Below are 19,393 nucleotides of genomic sequence, written 5' to 3'. Positions count from 1 at the left end.
GTGACTCAGCTCATCACCGCGGACCTGGTCGAGCTTGACCAGAACCTGGGCAATTCGCCCGAGGACGTGATCCGCCACCTGGCCGGCCGTGTTGCCGCCAACGGTCGCGCGAGCGAAGTTGAAGGCCTCTTCACGGATGCCTTCGCCCGCGAACAGAAGACCGCCACCGGCGTTCCCGGCGGCATCGCCATCCCGCACTGCCGCTCGGCCGCCGTGACCGAACCCACCCTCGCCATGGCCCGCCTGTCCCAGCCCGTCGATTTCGGCGCCAAGGACGGCCCCGCCGACCTCATCTTCTTCATCGCCGCACCGGCCGGCGCCGACCAGGAGCACCTGAAGCTGCTGTCCAAGCTGGCCCGCTCGCTGATCAAGAAGGACTTCACGGGGGCGCTCCGCGCGGCCACCACCCGGGAAGAAATCGTGGAGCTCGTGGACAACGCCTTGTCGGACAAGCCGGCTGCTGCCGCCACACCCGAAACGGCTGGGGCCACGGCCGCCCCGGCAGCCACTGGCGCTGCTGCCGGAACTGCCGCCGGCGGGCCCAAGCGCCTCGTCGCCGTCACAGCCTGCCCCACCGGCATCGCGCACACCTACATGGCAGCGGACTCCCTCGTGGCCGCAGCCAAGGAAGTGGGCGTGGACCTGCAGGTGGAAACCCAGGGCTCCTCCGGCGCCAAGCCGCTGGACCCGGCCGTCATCGCCGCTGCAGACGCCGTGATCTTCGCCGTCGATGTGGACGTGCGCGGCAAGGAGCGATTCGCCGGTAAGCCGGTCATCAACGCGCCGGTCAAGCGCGGCATCGACGAGCCCGGCAAAATGGTCCAGGAAGCCCTTGACGCGGCGGACAACCCGCACGCGCACCGTGTTCCGCACTTCGGGGCCGAGGAGCAGGCCGAGCGGGAAGCCGCCGAAAAGGGCGAGCACATCGGCCAGAAGCTGAAGCGGGCACTGCTCACCGGCGTGAGCTACATGATCCCGTTCGTAGCCGGTGGCGGCCTGCTGATTGCGCTCGGCTTCCTGCTTGGCGGGTATGACATCACTGAAGTGGCCGACACCGTCGTCCTGGAGAACAACTTCGGTAACCTGCCCGAAGGTGGCCTCGCCATCTATCTGGGTGCCGTGATGTTCAAAATCGGCGCCCTGTCCATGGGCTTCCTGGTGCCGGCCCTGGCGGGATACATCGCCTACGCCATTGCGGACAGGCCGGGCATCGCCCCGGGCTTCGTCTCTGGTGCTGTGGCTGGCTTCATGGGCGCCGGCTTCCTCGGCGGCATCGTCGGCGGCCTGCTCGCAGGCTACATCGCACACGTCATCGGCAGCTGGGCCGTCCCGCGTTGGCTGCGCGGCCTGATGCCCGTCGTCATCATCCCCCTGCTGGCCTCCATCGTCGCCTCCGGCCTCATGTTCATGGTGCTGGGCGGCCCCATCGCCGGCCTCACCGCTGGCCTGAACGGCTGGCTCTCCGGCATGACCGGCGCATCCGCCGTCGTTCTCGGTGTCATCCTCGGCCTCATGATGTGCTTCGACCTCGGCGGCCCCGTCAACAAAGTGGCCTACGCCTTCGCCGTCGCCGGCCTGAGCGCCGGCAGCGCCACCAACCAGGCTCCGTGGCAAATCATGGCCACTGTGATGGCCGCCGGCATGGTGCCGCCGCTTGCCATGGCGCTGGCAACCGTCCTGGACAAGAAGGTCTTCAGCCTGGCCGAGCGCGAAAACGGCAAGGCGGCGTGGCTGCTGGGAGCCTCCTTCATCTCCGAAGGTGCCATTCCGTTCGCAGCGGCAGATCCGCTGCGCGTCATCCCGGCCAGCATGGCCGGTGGAGCCGTCACCGGAGCGCTCAGCATGGCCTTCGGTGTGACGTCACAGGCACCCCATGGCGGCTTCTTCGTGTTCTTTGCCATCGGCAACCTCCTGATGTTCGCCGTTTCCATCCTGGCCGGAATGGTGATCACAGCCGTCATCGTGGTGGCCCTCAAACGTTGGGCTGCCCGCAAGGCCGTTGATACGGTGGAGTCCGTCCCGGTAACTGTCTGATCCCGCTGTCCTTCAGCACTCAACCAACAATGCAATTGCAAGGAGCAGAAATGTCCGAACGTACCGCAACCGTCGCCAGCCGTGTAGGCCTGCACGCCCGCCCCGCCGCCATCTTCGCCGAGGCTGCTGGCGAGTTCGACCTCGACATCACCATCGCCCGCGAAGGGGAGCCTGCCGACGAGGCCATGGACGCAGCCAGCATCCTTTCCCTCATGAGCCTTGGCGCATCGCACGGCGACGTTGTGGTGCTGCGGGCCGAGGGTGACGGCGCCGACGCCGCGCTTGACCGCCTGGTCCAGATCCTGGAAACGGATCACGACGCCGAGTAGGCACCCCACGCTTTACGGCCGGTTTCCGCAACAGCCCCTTATGGCGCTGTGCGGAGGCCGGCCGTTGCCGTTCCCGGGATGGATTGCCGCTGGGCGTGACCGAGGCGCGCATCGCCCCTGATCAGCGGCAGTTTCGATGTGAAGTAAGCAACCTTAGTAGTTTCTTGTTTTTGATTCTGCGTCCCACTAGCTTGGAACTGTGGCCAGCCGTTCGAATGACCGGCGGAACTGCCGGGCTGAAGGAGGATGACAGAGTGGAAACCTTGCAGGAAAGCGTTGAGGTCGAGGTACCAGTCAGCACCGCCTACAACCAGTGGACACAGTTCGAATCCTTCCCGAGTTTCATGAGGGGCGTCGAATCCGTCGAACAGATCGACGAGACCTCGGTCCACTTCCGCACCAGTGTGGCCGGGGTCAAACGCGAGTACGACGCGCAGATCCTGGAACAGACGCCGGACCGGTGCATTGCCTGGGTCAGCAAGGACAAGCCCCGCAACGCTGGGCGGGTGACCTTCGAGGAACTTGGCGAGGACCTCTGCCGCGTGAACGTGGAACTCGAATGGGAGCCGGAAACCCTGCTGGAGCGGGCCGGCGCCGCAGCCCACGTGGATGAGCAGCAGGTGTCCGCCGACCTTGCCCGGTTCAAGGAGTTCATCGAGGCCCGGGGCATCGAGACAGGCGCCTGGCGCGCCTGGGTGGACCGGGGCGAAGTGGACAGCCCGGGAGCCCGCTGACCCACTACACCGGCCGTTTCGCTGCGGCCGCGCATTCCATCACGGAGGACGCCATGCCAGAAAAGAAGAACCCCAGCCTGAAGGACCCCAAACTCTACGAAGAGCTCCGCGACGAAGGGGCCTCAAAACAGAAGGCGGCCCGTGTCTCCAACGCGGCAGCCAAGAAGGGACGCTCCGAGGTGGGCCGCAAGGGCGGCAAGGCCGGCGACTACGAGGACTGGACCGTGGACCAGCTCAAGGCAAAAGCCAAGGACATCGGCCTCAAGGGATACTCAGGTAAGAAAAAGAGCGAACTCATCTCAGCGCTCAGGAACTCCTGAGCGCATGCAGGTGCAGCCGCGCGGCGGAGCGCCCGCCTTGTCAGGCGCCCTTCCGCGCGGTCTTCGCCGTGGACTTGGTGGCGGTGCCGGTCTTCGCCGCCGCCCCGGACTTGGCAGCGGTACTGGTCTTGGAGGCGGTGCCGGTCTTGGAGGCAGTGCCGGACTTAGAGGCGGTGCCAGTCTTGGAGGCAGTGCCGGCCTTCGAGGCAGTACTTGTCTTCGACGGGCCGGCAGCCTTGCTGCGGGCGCCCGCGGTAGCTCTCTTGGTTGTGCCGCTCTTGGCAGTTTCAGCCTCCGAATCCCCGGCGTCCTTTTTGGCGGCGCTGCTCCGGCTGCCGCTGCTCCTGCCTCCGCCGGTGCTGCGCCCGCTGCGCTTGGCGGGTTCGGGCGCCTCTTCTTCAGCCGGTTCCTCCTCATCCGGTTCGCGGGCTGCCGCCCCTCCCCCGCGCTTCTTGTCGAGGCTGCGTTTGAGCGCTTCCATCAGGTCGATGACTTCACCCTTGCCGCCCTCCGCTTCGGCACCGAACGTCTCTTCCGTATCCAGCGCGTCGCCCTTTTCCAGCTTGGCCTCGATGAGCTGCCGAAGCTGCGCCTGGTAGTCGTCGGTGAACTGCTCGGGCTCGAAGTCGGACGCCATGGACTCCACCAGCGCTGCGGACATCTCCCGTTCCTGCGCGGAAATGCGGATGGAGGTGTCCAAGGCAGGAAACGCGGCCTCCCGGACTTCGTCCGCCCACAGGAGAGCCTGCAGCATCAGGACGTCATCGCGGATCCGCAAGGCACCCAGCCGCGTCTTGTCCCGCAGGGCGAACTGCACCACGGCCACACGCTCGGTGTCCTCCAGGGCCCTGCGCAGAAGCATGTAGGCCTTGGGCGACTTCGAGTCAGGCTCCAGGTAATAGCTCTTCTCGAACATGATGGGGTCGAGCTGTTCGGAGGGGACGAACTGCACCACTTCGATTTCGTGGCTGTTCTCCGCGGGGATGGCCTTGAGCTCGTCCTTGGTGAGGATCACTGTCCGGCCGTCGTCCTCGTAGGCCTTCTCGATGTCGGAGTAGTCAACTACCTCGCCGCACACCTCGCAGCGGCGCTGGTAGCGGATCCGGCCGCCGTCGGCGTTGTGCACCTGATGGAGGCTGATGTCGTGGTCCTCGGTGGCGCTGTAGACCTTCACCGGGACGTTGACCAGCCCGAACGCGATGGCGCCTTTCCAGATCGCTCTCATGAGAACAGTCAACAGCACACAGCGCCGGAGGTGAAGCCCCATGGCCGGCGGTAAGGAACGCGTAAGGGTCGGTGGCCGCGAACTGACCCTGACCAACCTCGACAAGATAATGTATCCCGCCACCGGCACCACCAAGGCGGACGTCATCGCCTACTACGCTGCGGTGGCCCCGGTTCTCATTCCCGCTGCCAGAAACCGCCCGGTGACCCGCAAGCGATGGGTGCACGGAGTAGGAACTGAGGACAACCCGGGCGAGGTGTTCTTCCAGAAGAACCTGGACGAATCGGCGCCCGGCTGGGTGCCCCGTGCCGCCATCACGCACAAGACCAACACCAACTACTATCCGCTGCTTAATGATCCGGCCACCCTCACCTGGCTGGCGCAGATCGCCTCGCTGGAGATCCACGTGCCGCAGTGGACGGTGGACTCCCACGGACGTTCTTTGCCGCCCGACCGGCTGGTCCTGGACCTCGATCCCGGGGAAGGCGCGGGCCTGCCCGAATGCGTGGAGGTGGCCAAACTGGCGCGGACCATCCTGCAGGACGTGGGGCTTGACCCCGTTCCGGTCACCAGCGGCAGCAAGGGCATCCACCTGTATGCAGTCCTCAAGGGGACGCAGAGCTCGGATGAGGTTTCCGCCTTCGCGCGGGAACTGGCCCGCGCACTGGAGGCCGACCATCCCGACATTGCCGTCAGCGACATGAAGAAGGCCCTTCGGACGGGGAAGGTCCTGGTCGACTGGAGCCAGAACAACGCAGCGAAGACCACGATCGTTCCGTACTCGCTCCGCGGGCGGCTGCACCCCACGGTGGCGGCGCCGCGGACCTGGCGGGAGCTGGGTTCGCCGTCGCTGAAGCACCTGGACTACGAGGAGGTCATGCGCCGGGTGGCGGCCGGCAAGGACCCCTTCGCGCCGATCAGTGCGGTCACCGGCCATCCCAGCCCAGCCCACCCCAGCCTCGTCCACACCGGGCCCGCCCACACTGCTGCCGACGGTCCGCGCGGCGGAGGCCATGCCGATCCCCGGCTGAACAAGTACCGGTCCCTGCGCGACCAAGGAAAAACGCCCGAGCCGTTCACCGCCGAAGAACACCACGCGGCGAAAGCCAACGGCGCCTCCGCGCAGGCGGGCAAGGAGATCTTCGTAATCCAGGAGCATCACGCCAGCCGGCTGCATTACGACTTCCGGCTGGAGCACGAGGGGGTTCTGGTCTCCTGGGCCCTGCCCAAGGGGGTGCCCGAGTCAGCGGACAAGAACCACTTGGCCGTACAGACCGAAGACCACCCCATGGACTACGCCGATTTTGAGGGTGACATCCCCAAGGGCGAATACGGGGCGGGCAGCGTGAGCATCTGGGACAAGGGCGTCTACGAGCTCGAAAAGTGGGTGAACGGAAAGGAAGTCATAGCCACACTGACCGGCCAGGAGGGCGGCGGGCTGGGCGGCACCAGGAAGTTCGCCCTGATCCATACGGGGAAGGGGCAGGGCGAGGAATCCCAGTGGCTCATCCATCTGATGGACAGGGTCACCGGCGCACGGAAAAAGCAGGTCGGCACCAAGGGACCGGCGGGCCCGGCCCGCGCTGCCGCGCACACCCGCTCCGCGCCCGCTCAGGCGGCTCCGGCCGCGGCCCCAAGAGGTGTCAGCGCCCTTCAGGAGGACCCGGCCCCCATGCTCGCCTCGGCAGGCACCCTGGCGGATCTGCACGGCAGCGAGTGGCTCTTCGAACTCAAGTGGGACGGGATCCGCGCGCTCGTGGTGGCGGACGGCGACCGGATCAGGCTCCTGAGCCGCAATGGCAACGACATGTCGGCCAGCTATCCGGAATTCACGGACCGGAGCTGCTGGCCGCCGCAGGACTTCATCGCTGACGGTGAGATCATCGCCGTCGGGCCGTCCGGCCGGCCGGACTTCGGGCTCCTGCAGGGAAGAATGAAGCTGACCAGGCCGGGCGACGTGAAGCGGGCGCGTGCCACCATCCCGGTGCGGATGATGCTCTTCGACCTCCTGGCCGACGGCGGCGATGACCTTCGCAAGCTGCCCCTGAGGAAGCGGCGGGAGCGGCTGGCTGACTTCTTCGAACCCGGCGAGTGCCCGGTGGAACTGTCGGAGACCCTGGACGACCGGGTGGAACACATCCTGGAAAGCGCCCGGGAACTGGGCTTGGAAGGCGTGATGGCCAAGCGGGCGGACAGCCGCTATGTGAGCGGGCAGCGGACCCACACATGGATCAAGCTCAAGATCGAACAGACACAGGAAGTGGTGGTGGGCGGCTGGCGGCCCGGCAAGGGCGACCGGTCCAACACCGTGGGATCCCTCCTTGTGGGCATTCCGGAGGGCAAGACTCTGCGGTATGTGGGCCGTGTGGGAAGCGGCTTCAGCATGCGTGAACTGGAGGAGTTGCGGAAAAGGCTGGAGGGGCTGGCCCAAAAGACGCGGCCCTTCGATGACGTCCCCTCGGCAGACGCGGCAGACGCCCGCTGGGTCAAGCCCGACCTGGTGGGCGAGGTGACTTTCGGTGAGTGGACCGGGAGCGGCAAGCTCCGCCACCCTGTATGGCGCGGCTGGCGGCTGGACAAGGAACCGGCGGAGGTTGTGGTGGAGTCCCAGGGCCTGTGAACCATGCGGGACATGGAAACAGCCCGGTGACACCCGAATATCAGGTGTCACCGGGCTGTTTCGGATTGCAGCAGGATCAGGACGAGTGCGGCATTTGCGGGCGGCTGGTCCGGTGGATGGCCGTCACGGCAGCACCCTGTCCCACGCGGCCGGGGCTTGCTCCGTGTTCCTTCGGGTGGCGGCGCTTGCCGTTGCCGTCCGGCCATTGCCTGCCCCCGCCCATGGCCGAGGTCACGGCCAAGGTCTCGGGAGTGGGCAGCGGCGCCCTTTCCATCGATTCCGCCAGATGCGCAGCGACATCCGGGCTGATGCTGCTTCCTTTATAGGAGTCGGCCATTTGTTCTTCCTTCCGCGATGAAATGAAGTGTTCCCCATATTGGATCCGTGATTCCGCCCTCGCCGGAAGCGAATCCCTGCTCCAGCGAAGAAGCCCGCCCCGGCGAAAAGCACTGCGGAGGCAGGATCCTGTTCAGGCGGAGTTGTTTGCGGCGGTGACGCCGGGCACTGCGGCCAAAAGCGGAGCCGTCGCCCGGGCCGCCATGGCGCGTCCATTACTCAAAGATCAGTGTTCCCATGGATCCACCTTAGGCAGAATCACGCCGCCCGGGAAGAGAATTCTCAGTCGTCGGCGCCGGTCCGGAAGGATCCTTCCCATACCGCCCGGGACCCTGATTCCCCAACGAGCACCACAGTGGCAACGGCACCCCCGCAGACCACCAGGGCAACCACGACGGCGGCAACCCCCGCGATGCGCGAACCGACGGCACCCATGCGCCGCCTCATCCCCTCCCCCTGCGTTCCGCCGTAGCGGAACCACAGCCACTCGGCCAGGGCCACGAGGAACACACCCACCACCCAGGGCAGCAGGGTCCCGCCAAGCTGCATGTGGGCGTTGATCTGCGGAGTGGAATCTACGCGGTCCAGCAGCCACGACCCGGCCGCGGTGGTGATGGGCACCAGGACGAGCGCCAGCAGGGCAATCAGCGGCGTCACGATCCCCAGCCGCCTCCGGGCAGCGGGCCAGAGCAGGCTCAGCAGCGTGCACAGGGCGGCCAGCGGAACGAAGACCACCGTGGCGTGGACGAGCAACACATGCATCGGCAGACCGCTGACCTCGTAGTCCATGGCGAACACCCCTGTCTGGAAATGTGAACTGTCTGGAAAATATGAACGGCCTGGAAACATTGCGCTACCCAATCAGACGAGCACGGCTGTTGAACGGTTCAACCGCTCCGGAATGGGGGCCCGATTCTCCTGGCGTGAGGCCGGCCAGTGCCCGTCCGACATGGCTGGAATCCTCCGGAAACCGGCCCCGAAAGCGCTGCTCCGGAAAAAGTTTTGATAACGATCGCCGCGGCTGCCGAAAATCCGCGGAATCCCGGGGCCGGAACGGCCAAAAGAAATCCCGCGTTGGGTCCCGTGGGCCCCCTAAACCGGGCGATCATACGGCACCAAACTCTGGAAGACCATGAAAATCCCGTAAAATTGAAGGCCTGCCCGGAGCGGGGCAGCTAAAAGTCGCAAGCAAATGACCTCCACAGGAGTTGCCCAAATGCCCACAGACCGAAGCACGACCGACTCTCCATCAGGCGCCAGGAACGCCAGCGGAACCAATCAGTCCGCACCCCACGGTGCGAAGAAACCCAAGCTGCTCGCGCGGCGCCGGCTCAAGGAATCCGACGTAAACGTCGTAGACCAGCCCATGCTCAAAAAGGCCCTCGGCGGCACAATCGTGGGCAACACCATGGAGTGGTACGACGTCGGTGTGTTCGGCTACCTGATCACCACCATGGGTCCGGTGTTCCTGCCGGAGGCCGACAAGACCGTCCAGACGCTGTTCCTCCTGGGCACCTTCGCTGCCACCTTCATCGCCCGCCCCCTCGGTGGCGTCGTGTTCGGCTGGCTTGGTGACAAGATTGGCCGCCAAAAGGTCCTCGCGGCCACACTGATGCTGATGGCGGCCAGCACCTTCGCCGTCGGCCTGCTGCCCGGCTACGCGCAGATCGGCATGTGGGCAGCGGCACTCCTGGTTGTGCTCAAGCTCGTGCAGGGCTTCTCCACCGGCGGCGAATACGCCGGTGCCACCACCTTCGTCAGCGAATACTCGCCCGACAAGCGCCGCGGTTTCTTCGCCAGCTTCCTGGACATGGGCAGCTACCTCGGCTTCGCCCTGGGCGCCGCACTGGTGTCCGTGCTGCAGCTGACCCTGGGCCAGGCCGCCATGGAGGACTGGGGCTGGCGCCTGCCGTTCCTGATCGCCGGGCCGCTGGGCCTCATCGCGATCTACTTCCGGAACAAGATCGAGGAGTCCCCCCAGTTCCAGGCCACCCTGGACGCCCAGGAGGAACTCGCCAAGGACGCTGCCGCAGGTGATGAGGCTGCAGCAAAGGGCCCCCTGGGCATCGTCAAGGCCTACTGGCGCTCTATCATCGTGGCCATGATCCTGGTGGCTGCGGCCAACACTGCCGGTTACGCACTGACGTCCTACATGCCGACGTACCTCACCGAGTCCAAGGGGTACGACCCCGTCCACGGCACGCTGCTCACCATTCCGGTGCTCGTCGTCATGAGCCTCTGCATTCCGCTGACCGGCAAGCTCTCCGACCGTATTGGCCGCCGCCCGGTGCTGTGGATCGGCGCGGTGAGCACCGTGGTCCTGGCTGCCCCGGCGTTCATGCTGATCGGTATTGGCACCGTCTGGTCTACCCTGGCCGGGCTGTCCCTGATCGCCTTCCCCGTGGCCTTCTACGTCGCGAACCTCGCTTCGGCGCTGCCGGCCCAGTTCCCCACGGCCAGCCGCTACGGTGCCATGGGCATCGCCTACAACTTCGCCGTCGCGATCTTCGGCGGCACCACGCCGTTCATCGTGGCTGCCCTCATCAACGCCACCGGCAACGACATGATGCCCGCCTACTACCTGATGGCCACCTCGGCTGTTGGTGCCGTGGCCATCTACTTCCTGAAGGAATCCGCCCAGCGCCCGCTGCCCGGCTCCATGCCCAGCGTGGACACCCAGGCGGAGGCCCGTGAATTGGTGGCCACCCAGGATGAGAACCCGCTGATCGACCTCGACGAACTGCCGTTCGAGACCGTTGATGAACTGCATAAAGAGCTCGACGACGAACTGAACAAGGTGCCCGCCGGCACCTGACGTCGGTCCCCGCGTCCGGGTTAAAGGCCCGTCCCGCTTTGCTCCCCAAAGGGAGCAGGCAGGGCGGGCCTTTACTCTGCCCTTCCGTGGCGGCGTCATGACGCCGGGTTCACCCGCGGCGGGTTGAGGGCCATATGTGACCCAGCCCGCGGCGGGATCTTTGCGGCGGTGCTACCTTCGTAGGGTGAAGGAGGTCGTGCCGGTGCAGTCTGTAGTGCACCACCTGCGGCAGCTGCACAGCCTCGGCCCTGCCAGCAACGACCACCTCTCGGCATGGCGCGTGGCCATCAGCGTGGCCGTTCCTTCCCTCGTCCTGCTGCTCCTCGGCCGGCCGGACCTCACCATTTACGCCGTGTTCGGGGCGCTTACCGGCATGTACGGCCGCAATGAGCCCCACCAGCTCCGGCTCAAACACCAGCTTCAGGCAGCGCTCGTGCTGCTATCGGGCGTGACAGTGGGCGTGGTGCTGTCGGTCAACGGCCTGCACTCGTGGTGGCTGGTCGGCATTGAAGCCCTCCTGGCCGGCGTGGGTTCCCTCTACTCGGACAAGGTCCATCTCCGGCCCAACGGCCCCTTCTTCGGAATCCTCGCCCTGGGTGCCTGCGCATCCGTGCCGGTCGCCGTTCCCTGGTACGCTGCCCTGCTCATCGCGGTCGGCTCCGCGGCCTTCTCAATCCTCGTGGGATTTGGTGGCTGGGTCCGCGGCAGGGCATGGAAACCCGGCGCGGCGCGACCCTCAGCCAGCCTGCGCGGAGCCCTGCGCCGCCGGGCGGCCATCCACGCTTCGCGCCATGTGCTGGCCGTCGGTGCCGCCGGTGCCATCGGCGTCCTGTCCGGAAGCGGCCACCCGCACTGGGCGATGGCGGCAGCGGCGGTTCCGCTCGCCGGCGCGGACCTGCCCAGCAGCGTCCACCGCGGGATCCACAGGATCATGGGGACGTTCCTCGGGCTGGTGGTGGTCGCCGTCGTGCTGCTTCCCGGGCCCTGGGCCCCGCTGCGCTTTTTCCCGGGGGCGGAGGCCGCGGTGCTGGCGCTGCTGGTGATCGTCTTCCAGTTCACCACCGAGCTGTTCATGACCCGGCACTACGGGCTGGCGATGGTCTCGTTCACGCCGGTGATCCTGCTGATGACCCAGCTGGCGGCGCCGGACGACCCGCAGGTGCTGATCACCGAACGCGCCGTCGAAACCGTGGTGGGGGCCGGCGTCGGAATTCTCGTGGTGGTGCTTATCCGCTCGCGCTTTATCCGCTGGCGCCGGAACCGAGGCCCGGCTCCTGCGGGCGGCGCGGCGGCCCGGCAATGAACCTGTCCGGCACCAGCCGGGCGACGGCGGCCACGATCTTGTAGCGCTTGGTGGGGATCGAGACGGCCTTCCCGCGCTCATTGTCCGCCAGCGCTTCACGGACCACGCGCCCTGGCCGCAGCCACGTCCAACCCGGTGCCACTGACTTGTCCATCCCCATCCGGTCATGGAACTCGGTATGGACAAACCCGGGGCAGACCGCGGTGACCTTCACACCCCGGGGCGAGTACGCGAGGTTCGCCCAGCGGCTGAAGCTGACCAGCCACGCCTTCGCCGCGGAGTAGGAGCCGCGGGGAAGGAAGGCCGCCACACTGGCCACGTTGACGATCCGGCCGGAGCCGCGCTCCAGCATGCCCTGCAGGGCGGCGTGGCAGAGCTCCATCGCCGTCTGCACATGCAGCTTCAGGTGCTTGCGCTCATCATCGATCGGGTTCTCATCGAAGTTGTGCAGCAGCCCGATGCCGGCATTGTTCACCAGCATGTCCACCGGCCGTGACGGGTCGGACAGGCGTCCGACGACGGCGGCCACGCCGCCGTCGTCGGTCAGGTCCGCGGTCAGCACCTCAGCCGTGGTTCCGTACCGCCGCTGCAGCTCGTCCGCCGTGGCCTGCAGCCGGGCCGTGTCGCGGGCAACGAGCACCAGGTTGTTGCCCTGTTCGGCCAGCTGGCGGGCAAATTCGGCGCCCAGTCCCGCGGTGGCACCGGTGACGAGGGCTGTGGGTCTGGCGGTGTTCGGCGTCATGCCCACAGCCTAGCTGCCCGGGCCTGCGAAGTGGCCGGTGAAGTTGCCCCGCCCCGAAATCAGGCGAATGTGGCCAGCGGATTGGTGAGCCTGCCTGCCTTCTGGAGGCCGCCGGAGGGGTCAGCCAGGTCGAGCATCTGCTGGTTGTTGCGCAGCTGCAGCCGGTTCAGGCAGGACAGCTCGAAGTCCGGGGCGAACAGATCGTGGCGGGCAAACTGGTCCGCGAGCTCCGGATGCCCGGCCTGGTAGTCGCGAACGGCTTCGGCCGCAGTGCGCCAAAACTCCTCGCCGCTGAGCACACCGTCTTCCTCGAGGAGGGCTGCAAGGAAGCGGAAGATGCAGTCGAACACGTCGGTGAAGATGGACAGGACTTTATCGCCGTCGGGAATGTCCGCCTTGATCCGGGACACTTCCTCGGGCAGGTCGAGCCTGTCCCCCATCACCACAATCTCCTCGGCGATGTCCTTCATGATGGCCCGGACCGGCACGCCGTCCTCAAGGACCAGGATCACGTTCTCGCCGTGCGGCATGAACGCCAGCTCGTACCGGTACAGGCAGTGCACCAGCGGCACGAGGTACGCCTCGAAGTACTGCCGCAGCCACGCCGCCGGCTCCAGCCCGGACCGCTCAATCAGCGCCGACACCATGGGCCTGCCCGCGGCGTCCACATGAAGGAGCGAGGCCATGGTTGCCAGCTGCTGGCCGTCCTTGAGCAGCGGGAGCGGGCTCTCGCGCCACAGCGCGGACAGCATCTTCCTGTACGGCGACCCCTTCGCGGAGGCCGCCTCGTAGTAGCCGTTGTGGTAACCGATCGCTGCCACTTCGCGGATCATGGCAAGGCCCCGGCCCTGCAGCGTTTTGTCACCGGCAATGAGGTCCTGGAGCCAGTCATTGATGGCCGGCGTTGCCTTCATGTACTGCGGCGACAGCCCGCGCATGAACCCCATGTTCAGGACGGACATGGCTGTCTTCACGTAGGTTTTGTCCGGTGCCGTGGTGTTGAAGAACGTGCGGATGGACTGCTGCGCCTGGTAGCTGTCGGCCCCGGTGCCGAGGCGGACGATGTGCCGCTGGGCGATCTCGGCGGCGAACGTGACCGTCAGCTTGTTCTCCCACTGCCACGGGTGCACCGGCATCAGGAAATACTGGGCCGGGTCGAGGCCAAGGGCAGCGAGTTCGGCGTCGAAGACGGCCACGGTGGCGGCCCCGAGTTCGGCTTCAAAGTGCCCGGCGTAGTCCAGCCCGGCGCTGGAGGTGAAGACCGCCTTGCTGCGGTGCACCGCGATCCACTCCAGCTGCACCGGAGCGCCTGCCTCAGGGGCAAAAGCGCGGTAGTCGGCGATTCCGAAGCCCAGCCGGCCGTTGTTGGCCACAAAGCACGGGTGCCCCTCGGTCATGCTGCGTTCGATCGCCTGGAAATCCGTGGCGGCATCCGCTCCCCCGGTAACGCCGGCCGCCAGCTCCGCCGACGACGGCTGGCCCATCCACTGCTTGAACGCGTGGCTGGAGAGCGTGCTGCTGATCTCCTCGAGGTAGACGGGAAGCATCTCCTCCCGGATGCCGAGGGTGCCGGAGAACTCGGTGATGAACCGCAGCGCATCCACCGGCGCGACCTGCCCGTCCCTGCTGCAGGTGATGGAGTCTGCATCCACGGACCAGTGGTCCAGCTGCAGGATCCGGGCGGCGAAACGGTATTCGGCGGTGCCGTCGTCGCTGCGGACCCGGTATGTGCTGTTCCCGAGCGGTTCCGGAACAAGGATCCGCTCGTGCGAGAACTCGGCGAGCGCCTTGCGGACCAGGTGCCGGTTGGCAACAGCCCAGCGTTCGGGCGAGAGGTGGTCTGCCGCGTTGCCTGCGGCCAGGACGGATTCAAGTTCAACGGTGGTCACAGTGCTGCTCCCTGATGAATGGGGGTTGAAGAACGGGCTGCGCGGGCGGACTCGAACGACTCCCGCGTGCAGAAACTCAGGAGGGCCTGCTTTTCCGGCAGGGTCACCTCGCCGGCGGGCTCAAAGCCCAGCCGGGCGTTGAGGACATGGATCTTGGTGTTGCGGACGTCGGGCTCCACCACCACGCGGTCCACGCCGGGCTTTTGGAAGAGCCGGTCCAGGACCGATCCCATGACATCGGCGGTGAACCCGTTGCGCGGTGTCCCCTGCGGCGGAGCCACCAGCAGGTGCATGCCGATATCGCCGGGCTGGACGGCGTAGACAGCATTGAGCGGCGAGGAAGCCGGCAGGTACTCCTCCATCAGGAAGGCCGGCACGCCGTCGTCCATTCCCAGCAGCGCGTGGTGGTGCCCGCTGGACTGGATCTTGGCATACTCCTCGGTGACGTCCTCGACCGTCGCGTTCAGCATCCCCCAGAACGAGGCGTACGGGCGGGTGACCCAGCCGTGGAGGAGCTGTGCATCCTCCTGCGGATCGAAGCAGCGGAACGTGAAGCTCATCATGCGGACACCTCCATCTGCGCGGCTGCTCCGGCGGGTAAGGCTGCTCCGGCGGACACACCAGCCGGCGCGGCAGCCTGTGCTGCGGCGCCGGGAACAGCACCGGGTGCGCCGAACTCCTGGAAGGCGATGCTGCGCTCCACCGGATAGACCTCGCGGCCCAGGATTTCCCGGAGGATGCACGAGTTCCGGTAGGCGGCCATGCCGAGGTCCGGCGTGACGAAGCCGTGGGTGTGGAGTTCGGCATTCTGGACGAAGATCTCGCCGGGCTCGACGCCGGTGCTGTAGTTGCGCTGCACCGCGAACCTGCCGGCGCCGTCCCGGGCAATGCGCTCCTGCACGCCGCCCAGAAATGCCGGCTCGCGGTAGGCGTAACCGGTGGCGAGAACCACCGCTTCCGTCTCCAGCGAATAGTCCGCCTCCTGCTCGCCGTGCGACAGTTCCAGCGTGTGGGACCCGGCGGAGGCGTTCCAGGCGGCTCCGGTCACCGTTGAATGGGTGAGCAGCCGGGTGTCCACGATGCCGGAGAGGCTCTTGGTGTACAGCAGGTCGTAGATCGCGTCGATGAGATCCGAGTTGATTCCCTTGTAAAGGTTCTTCTGGCTCCTGATGAGCGAGTCGCGCCGCTCCTGCGGAAGGCCGTGGAAATAGTCGACGTACTCAGGCGATGTCATTTCCAGCGTGAGCTTGGTGTACTCGAGCGGGAAGAACCTGCCCGAGCGTGTGACCCAGTTGAGCTGGTATCCGTGGGTGTCGATGTCCTGGAGCAGTTCGTAGTAGATCTCCGCCGCGCTCTGGCCGCTGCCCACGATGGTGATGCTGCGCCGCTGCTGGAGTTCGCTTTTCCGGGCCAGGTAGTCCGCATTGTGGAGGACAGTCCCGCCGGCTGCCAGAATCCCGCGGCACGCGTCCGGAACGTAAGGCGCTGTGCCGGTGCCGAGCACCAGCCGGCGGGCACGAAGCACCTCAGGCCCGGCCGGGCCGTTCACCGAAAGCGTGTACACGCCGTCGTCGAACGTTACTTCGGTGACGTCAGTGCCAAACCGGACCGACGGCAGCTGGCCGGCAACCCACTGGCAGTACTGGTTGTATTCGGCGCGCAGCGGATAGAAATTTTCGCGGATGTAGAACCGGTAGAGCCGCCCGGTCTGCTTGAGGAAGTTCAGGAACGAGTACGGCGACGTCGGGTCCGCCAGGGTCACGAGGTCCGCCATGAACGGTACCTGCAGATGCGCGGGCTCCAGCATCATGCCGGGATGCCAGTCGAAGGATTCGCGGCGCTCGAGGAACACGCCGTCCAGCCCTTCGACCGGTTCGCTCAGCGCGGCGAGGCCCAGGTTGAAAGGCCCGACGCCGATGCCGGCGAAGTCGTAGACGCGGCCTGTGTCTGAAGCCCTGAAGCTTGGGGTGCTGAAGTTTGGGGTGCTCATGCGTGTGCCTCCGTGCGTGCTGTGTAACCGGTAGCTGAACCGGCGAGCAGGGTTTCGCCGGTGCTTCGAAGGAGGCTGACGATCTCGAGGATGTCCTCAAGCGTTGCCTCGGCGTTGAGGAGCGTGAATTTCAGGTAGTGCCGGCCCGCGACCTTGGTGCCGGCCACCACAGCCTGCCCGGATGCGAACACAGCGGCGCGGATGGCCGGGTTCAGCTCGTCGGCAGCGTCCTCCGGAAGCCGTGTGCCATCTGCCAGGACCGGCCGGTACCGGAAAACCAGCGTGCTCAGCTGGGGCTCGGCCGCGAGTTCAAAGTCGTTGTCCGCTGTAAGAACGGAGCCCACCCGGGCTGCCAGGTCGATCGCCTCGTCGAGGAGCGCGCCCACAGCATCGGCGCCCATGATCCGGAGCGTCAGCCACAGCTTGAGGGCGTCGAACCGGCGGGTGGTCTGGATGCTCTTGTCCACCTGGTTGGGGATCTCGGCCCGCGCGGCGGTCTCGGGGTTCAGGTAGTCGGCGTAGTAGGTGACGTGGCGCAGCATTGCGCCCTCGCGCACCAGCAGCGCACTGGAGCTGACGGGCTGGAAGAAGGTCTTGTGGAAGTCAACGGTGACGGAGTCCGCCAGCCGGATGCCGTCCAGGAGGTGGCGGTGGCGGTTGGAGACCATGAGCCCGCCGCCGTAGGCCGCATCGACATGGAACCAAGCTCCGTAGGCTCCGGCCAGGGCAGCCAGGTCAGCCAGCGGATCCACCGCGCCGAAGTCCGTGGTGCCTGCCGTAGCCACCACCGCCATCGGAACCAGGCCTTCCTTGGAGGCCGTGGCCAGGGCGCTGGCCAGGGCCGCCGGATCCATCCGGTGGTCCGCCGCGCAGTCGATGGACACGACCGCGTCGAACCCGAGCCCCAGCATGGAGGCCGACTTCTGGATGCTGAAGTGGCTGTCCACGGAGGTGAAGATCCGCAGCTTCTCCAGCAGCAGCGGCAGGCGCTTCCCCTCGTTGGCCGGGTCCTGGCGGAGCTGCGCCACCGCGTGGTTGCGCGCGATGAGCAGGGCCTGCAGGTTGGACTGGCTGCCGCCGGAGGTGAACACGCCGTCCGCCTCGTCGCCCAGCCCGAGCCGCCCGGCGGTCCAGTCGATGAGGCGGCGCTCGATCATGGTGGCGCCCGCGCTCTGGTCCCACGTGTCCATGGATGAGTTCACGGCCGAGAGCACCGCTTCCCCCACCAGCGCCGGGATGACCACCGGGCAGTTCAGGTGTGCGGCGTACTTGGCATCGTGGAAATACACGGCGTCTCGCAGGTACGTGTGCTGCAGTTCCTCGAGGGCGGCAGCGGTGTCCGGCAGTGGCTGCTCCAGGTCAACAGCGGCCACGCGGCGCTTCATCTCCGCGGGGCTGACACCGGTGAACGGCTGGGAGGTGCGCTCAAGCTTGGTTGCCACCGTGTTGACGCCCTGCAGCACGTGGGCCACGTAGCGCGGGGCGTTCCGTGCATTGAACAGCTGGTTGCTGGCGGCGAGGGCCAGTTCCACGCCCGACCCGAAGTCCATGCCGGCGGGCTCCTGGAGAGGTTCCTGGACGGGTGCCTGGGCAGGTGCCTGGGCGGCCGAACGGCCGGATGGCTGCTGGCTGAATGGCTGTTGGCTGGCTCGTTTGGGGGCGCAGGTTCCCGTTCCATCATCGAAGTCCACGCGTGGTTCCTCCACGTCGGGCAGCAGCGTCATTGGGTCGTCCTTTTGTCGGCGTGATGTGAGACCGGCACCAGCCACTGGCGCCAAGCAAGGTAAACCTTACTTAGGTGCGCCTTTTAGTCAAACTTTTATGTTGTAATTCCGAAAACCCGCCAAACCGCGGGGTTTTTTCTGCGTCACTCGTAGTCATTGACTTTCGTGAGGAGGCGGAAAGCCACATAATGTCCACCCGCGACAGCGGGGGGCGGCCGGGGTAGAGTTTCTGCACAGTGATTTCCGGCATAGCGATTTCTGGCACGGCGCTATCTGTCGAGAGGCGCCGGCTGCAGCAGGAAGCAGGGGGACATGTCAGGCAATGAGCATGATCCGTTGAATTTTCGGGAAGTGGATGCGCAGGGGAACACCACCGGCTACGGGCGGGTGGCGCCTGCCGGAGGCTTTGGCCGGGCAGGTTCCGGGCGCACAGGTTTTGGGCAGGCAAGCACCGGGCAGCCAGGCGTTGGGCCGCCGGGTCCCGTGCCGGGACAGCCGGCCCCCTACGAGGAGGCGGACCCGGGGCAGCGGAGCGGCCTGGGGGTAAACCCCTTCATCGCAGCGCTCTGGGCGTTCGTGGCGGTCCTGCTGGTGTCGCCCTTCGCCGTGTTCACGCTCGCGCAGGAATCACTGAACTCAAACACCGAGCCACAGATCATGCCCGTGAGCTACATGTGGATTACGTTCGCGCCCCAGATCCTTTTCGCCGGGCTCGTGGGATTGCTCGGCCTGGTTTTCTGGCACGCAGCACAATGGCAACGGAAGCGCGCGAAGCAGCTCCCGCCGTCGTAATCATCCGGTTCTACCCGGCGGAGACCTCGCTTGCCAAGGGGGCGGCGCCGGGCTGCGCCTCCGGCGCGGACCCTTCCGGGGATCCGTCGTCCGGTCCGGCTCCAGCGAGGCGGCGCCGCCGAAGTTCGTCGGTCACCTGAAGGAACCAGAAGCGGGCACCAATGACAGGGCTGGGCCTGTCCAGGTGCCGGAAGAGCCCGTCCGCCAGGCGCGCCAGCGGGGCATCCGGCATGGCCGCAAGGGTTGCGGCCGGATCCACTGCCACGTTCAGCGATCCGTCCAGGAGGCGGCACAGTTCCTCGTCGGACATCTCACCGGCCACGATGTCGTCAGGGATGGCTTCGCCGTTCACCGCCGCGCCGGTCATCGCCCGCCTCCGGCCCGTCCAAAGCAGTGCTCGCGGAAGTCTGGAGTAGCGCGCCGGGGATACTCCATCCGCACCGGCGCACGCAGTTTTTGATTCAAGAGGTCCCCAAAAATGAGAGTCCGAAGGCCAACTGCTTAGCCCTGCCCGATCGTACGGAAATGTCCCCCCGGTCA

At 66.5% G+C, this 19,393-nt stretch carries 17 protein-coding genes; 8 read left to right on the top strand and 9 right to left on the bottom strand.

The genetic code is table 11. From position 1 onward, the window contains the following. From ACFTR6_RS09780 to ACFTR6_RS09765, 4 genes are all read left to right on the top strand, one after another. Positions 1–2,034, top strand: a complete 2,034-nt coding sequence (locus tag ACFTR6_RS09780; protein WP_377957750.1) for a fructose-specific PTS transporter subunit EIIC — start codon at positions 1–3, stop codon at positions 2,032–2,034. 50 nt (positions 2,035–2,084) lie between these two features. Beyond that, positions 2,085–2,363, top strand: coding sequence for an HPr family phosphocarrier protein (locus ACFTR6_RS09775; RefSeq protein WP_076799084.1), 279 nt, complete (start codon positions 2,085–2,087; stop codon positions 2,361–2,363). 254 nt (positions 2,364–2,617) lie between these two features. Next, a complete protein-coding gene (locus ACFTR6_RS09770) occupies positions 2,618–3,097 on the top strand; it encodes an SRPBCC family protein (protein WP_377957749.1) in 480 nt (159 codons plus the stop codon). Positions 3,098–3,150: 53 nt separating this feature from the next. Beyond that, positions 3,151–3,417, top strand: a complete 267-nt coding sequence (locus tag ACFTR6_RS09765; RefSeq protein WP_377957747.1) for a Rho termination factor N-terminal domain-containing protein — start codon at positions 3,151–3,153, stop codon at positions 3,415–3,417. A 40-nt stretch (positions 3,418–3,457) separates the two neighbouring features. On the opposite strand, the gene ACFTR6_RS09760 is transcribed toward ACFTR6_RS09765, so the two are convergent. Beyond that, on the bottom strand, positions 3,458–4,642 hold the full coding sequence (locus tag ACFTR6_RS09760) for a Ku protein (protein WP_377957746.1): 1,185 nt from the start codon (positions 4,640–4,642) through the stop codon (positions 3,458–3,460). A 40-nt stretch (positions 4,643–4,682) separates the two neighbouring features. On the opposite strand from ACFTR6_RS09760, the gene ACFTR6_RS09755 reads away from it, so the two are divergent. Continuing rightward, positions 4,683–7,262, top strand: coding sequence for an ATP-dependent DNA ligase (locus ACFTR6_RS09755; RefSeq protein ID WP_377957745.1), 2,580 nt, complete (start codon positions 4,683–4,685; stop codon positions 7,260–7,262). A gap of 76 nt (positions 7,263–7,338) precedes the next feature. On the opposite strand, the gene ACFTR6_RS09750 is transcribed toward ACFTR6_RS09755, so the two are convergent. After that, positions 7,339–7,599: a hypothetical protein gene (locus ACFTR6_RS09750; RefSeq protein ID WP_076799089.1), complete on the bottom strand. Its 261-nt coding sequence runs from the start codon at positions 7,597–7,599 to the stop codon at positions 7,339–7,341. A gap of 281 nt (positions 7,600–7,880) precedes the next feature. Continuing rightward, positions 7,881–8,387 carry a hypothetical protein gene (locus ACFTR6_RS09745; protein ID WP_377957744.1) on the bottom strand — a complete coding sequence of 169 codons (507 nt, stop codon included), beginning with the start codon at positions 8,385–8,387 and terminating at the stop codon, positions 7,881–7,883. Between the two features lie 427 nt (positions 8,388–8,814). Here ACFTR6_RS09745 and ACFTR6_RS09740 point away from each other — a divergent pair, with 427 nt between their 5' ends. After that, on the top strand, positions 8,815–10,413 hold the full coding sequence (locus tag ACFTR6_RS09740; protein ID WP_377957743.1) for an MFS transporter: 1,599 nt from the start codon (positions 8,815–8,817) through the stop codon (positions 10,411–10,413). A 202-nt stretch (positions 10,414–10,615) separates the two neighbouring features. Beyond that, positions 10,616–11,716 carry an FUSC family protein gene (locus tag ACFTR6_RS09735; protein WP_377957742.1) on the top strand — a complete coding sequence of 367 codons (1,101 nt, stop codon included), beginning with the start codon at positions 10,616–10,618 and terminating at the stop codon, positions 11,714–11,716. Here the strand turns inward: ACFTR6_RS09735 and ACFTR6_RS09730 are convergent. The 5 genes from ACFTR6_RS09730 to ACFTR6_RS09710 are packed head-to-tail and all read right to left on the bottom strand — an operon-like array spanning position 11,655 to position 17,887. Beyond that, complete coding sequence (locus ACFTR6_RS09730) at positions 11,655–12,458, bottom strand: SDR family oxidoreductase (RefSeq protein WP_076799091.1); 804 nt, start codon at positions 12,456–12,458, stop codon at positions 11,655–11,657. The genes ACFTR6_RS09735 and ACFTR6_RS09730 overlap by 62 nt on opposite strands. Before the next feature lie 59 nt (positions 12,459–12,517). Continuing rightward, entirely contained in the window at positions 12,518–14,347 is a 1,830-nt protein-coding gene (locus ACFTR6_RS09725; protein ID WP_377957741.1) for an IucA/IucC family protein, read from the bottom strand. Continuing rightward, entirely contained in the window at positions 14,344–14,907 is a 564-nt protein-coding gene (locus ACFTR6_RS09720) for a GNAT family N-acetyltransferase (RefSeq protein ID WP_377957824.1), read from the bottom strand. Before ACFTR6_RS09720 ends, ACFTR6_RS09725 begins: the two co-directional genes overlap by 4 nt. Further along, the gene (locus ACFTR6_RS09715; protein WP_377957740.1) at positions 14,907–16,337 is read right to left on the bottom strand and encodes a lysine N(6)-hydroxylase/L-ornithine N(5)-oxygenase family protein; all 1,431 of its coding nucleotides are present in this window, start codon (positions 16,335–16,337) and stop codon (positions 14,907–14,909) included. Before ACFTR6_RS09715 ends, ACFTR6_RS09720 begins: the two co-directional genes overlap by 1 nt. Continuing rightward, positions 16,334–17,887, bottom strand: coding sequence for a pyridoxal phosphate-dependent decarboxylase family protein (locus ACFTR6_RS09710; RefSeq protein WP_377957823.1), 1,554 nt, complete (start codon positions 17,885–17,887; stop codon positions 16,334–16,336). The genes ACFTR6_RS09715 and ACFTR6_RS09710 overlap by 4 nt, the downstream gene beginning before the upstream one ends. 486 nt (positions 17,888–18,373) lie before the next feature. On the opposite strand from ACFTR6_RS09710, the gene ACFTR6_RS09705 reads away from it, so the two are divergent. After that, a complete protein-coding gene (locus ACFTR6_RS09705) occupies positions 18,374–18,853 on the top strand; it encodes a hypothetical protein (protein ID WP_377957739.1) in 480 nt (159 codons plus the stop codon). Between the two features lie 10 nt (positions 18,854–18,863). Here the strand turns inward: ACFTR6_RS09705 and ACFTR6_RS09700 are convergent, their stop codons facing one another. Next, positions 18,864–19,220, bottom strand: a complete 357-nt coding sequence (locus ACFTR6_RS09700) for a hypothetical protein (RefSeq protein WP_377957738.1) — start codon at positions 19,218–19,220, stop codon at positions 18,864–18,866. Positions 19,221–19,393 lie beyond the last annotated feature (173 nt).

Origin of the sequence: Arthrobacter sp. NPDC057009 (assembly GCF_042673905.1) — a bacterium.
Lineage (GTDB): Bacteria > Actinomycetota > Actinomycetes > Actinomycetales > Micrococcaceae > Arthrobacter.
Note: the sequence above shows the minus strand (reverse complement) of the source record. Positions and strands in the feature narration are given on the sequence as shown.

Coding starts and splice junctions, on each gene's coding strand:
- ACFTR6_RS09775 (WP_076799084.1), top strand. CDS start 2,085: ATGTCCGAACGTACCGCAACCGTCGCCAGCCGTGTAGGCCTGCACGCC.
- ACFTR6_RS09765 (WP_377957747.1), top strand. CDS start 3,151: ATGCCAGAAAAGAAGAACCCCAGCCTGAAGGACCCCAAACTCTACGAA.
- ACFTR6_RS09760 (WP_377957746.1), bottom strand. CDS start 4,642: ATGAGAGCGATCTGGAAAGGCGCCATCGCGTTCGGGCTGGTCAACGTC.
- ACFTR6_RS09755 (WP_377957745.1), top strand. CDS start 4,683: ATGGCCGGCGGTAAGGAACGCGTAAGGGTCGGTGGCCGCGAACTGACC.
- ACFTR6_RS09750 (WP_076799089.1), bottom strand. CDS start 7,599: ATGGCCGACTCCTATAAAGGAAGCAGCATCAGCCCGGATGTCGCTGCG.
- ACFTR6_RS09745 (WP_377957744.1), bottom strand. CDS start 8,387: ATGGACTACGAGGTCAGCGGTCTGCCGATGCATGTGTTGCTCGTCCAC.
- ACFTR6_RS09740 (WP_377957743.1), top strand. CDS start 8,815: ATGCCCACAGACCGAAGCACGACCGACTCTCCATCAGGCGCCAGGAAC.
- ACFTR6_RS09730 (WP_076799091.1), bottom strand. CDS start 12,458: ATGACGCCGAACACCGCCAGACCCACAGCCCTCGTCACCGGTGCCACC.
- ACFTR6_RS09720 (WP_377957824.1), bottom strand. CDS start 14,907: ATGAGCTTCACGTTCCGCTGCTTCGATCCGCAGGAGGATGCACAGCTC.
- ACFTR6_RS09715 (WP_377957740.1), bottom strand. CDS start 16,337: ATGAGCACCCCAAACTTCAGCACCCCAAGCTTCAGGGCTTCAGACACA.
- ACFTR6_RS09710 (WP_377957823.1), bottom strand. CDS start 17,887: ATGGACTTCGGGTCGGGCGTGGAACTGGCCCTCGCCGCCAGCAACCAG.
- ACFTR6_RS09705 (WP_377957739.1), top strand. CDS start 18,374: ATGTCAGGCAATGAGCATGATCCGTTGAATTTTCGGGAAGTGGATGCG.
- ACFTR6_RS09700 (WP_377957738.1), bottom strand. CDS start 19,220: ATGACCGGCGCGGCGGTGAACGGCGAAGCCATCCCTGACGACATCGTG.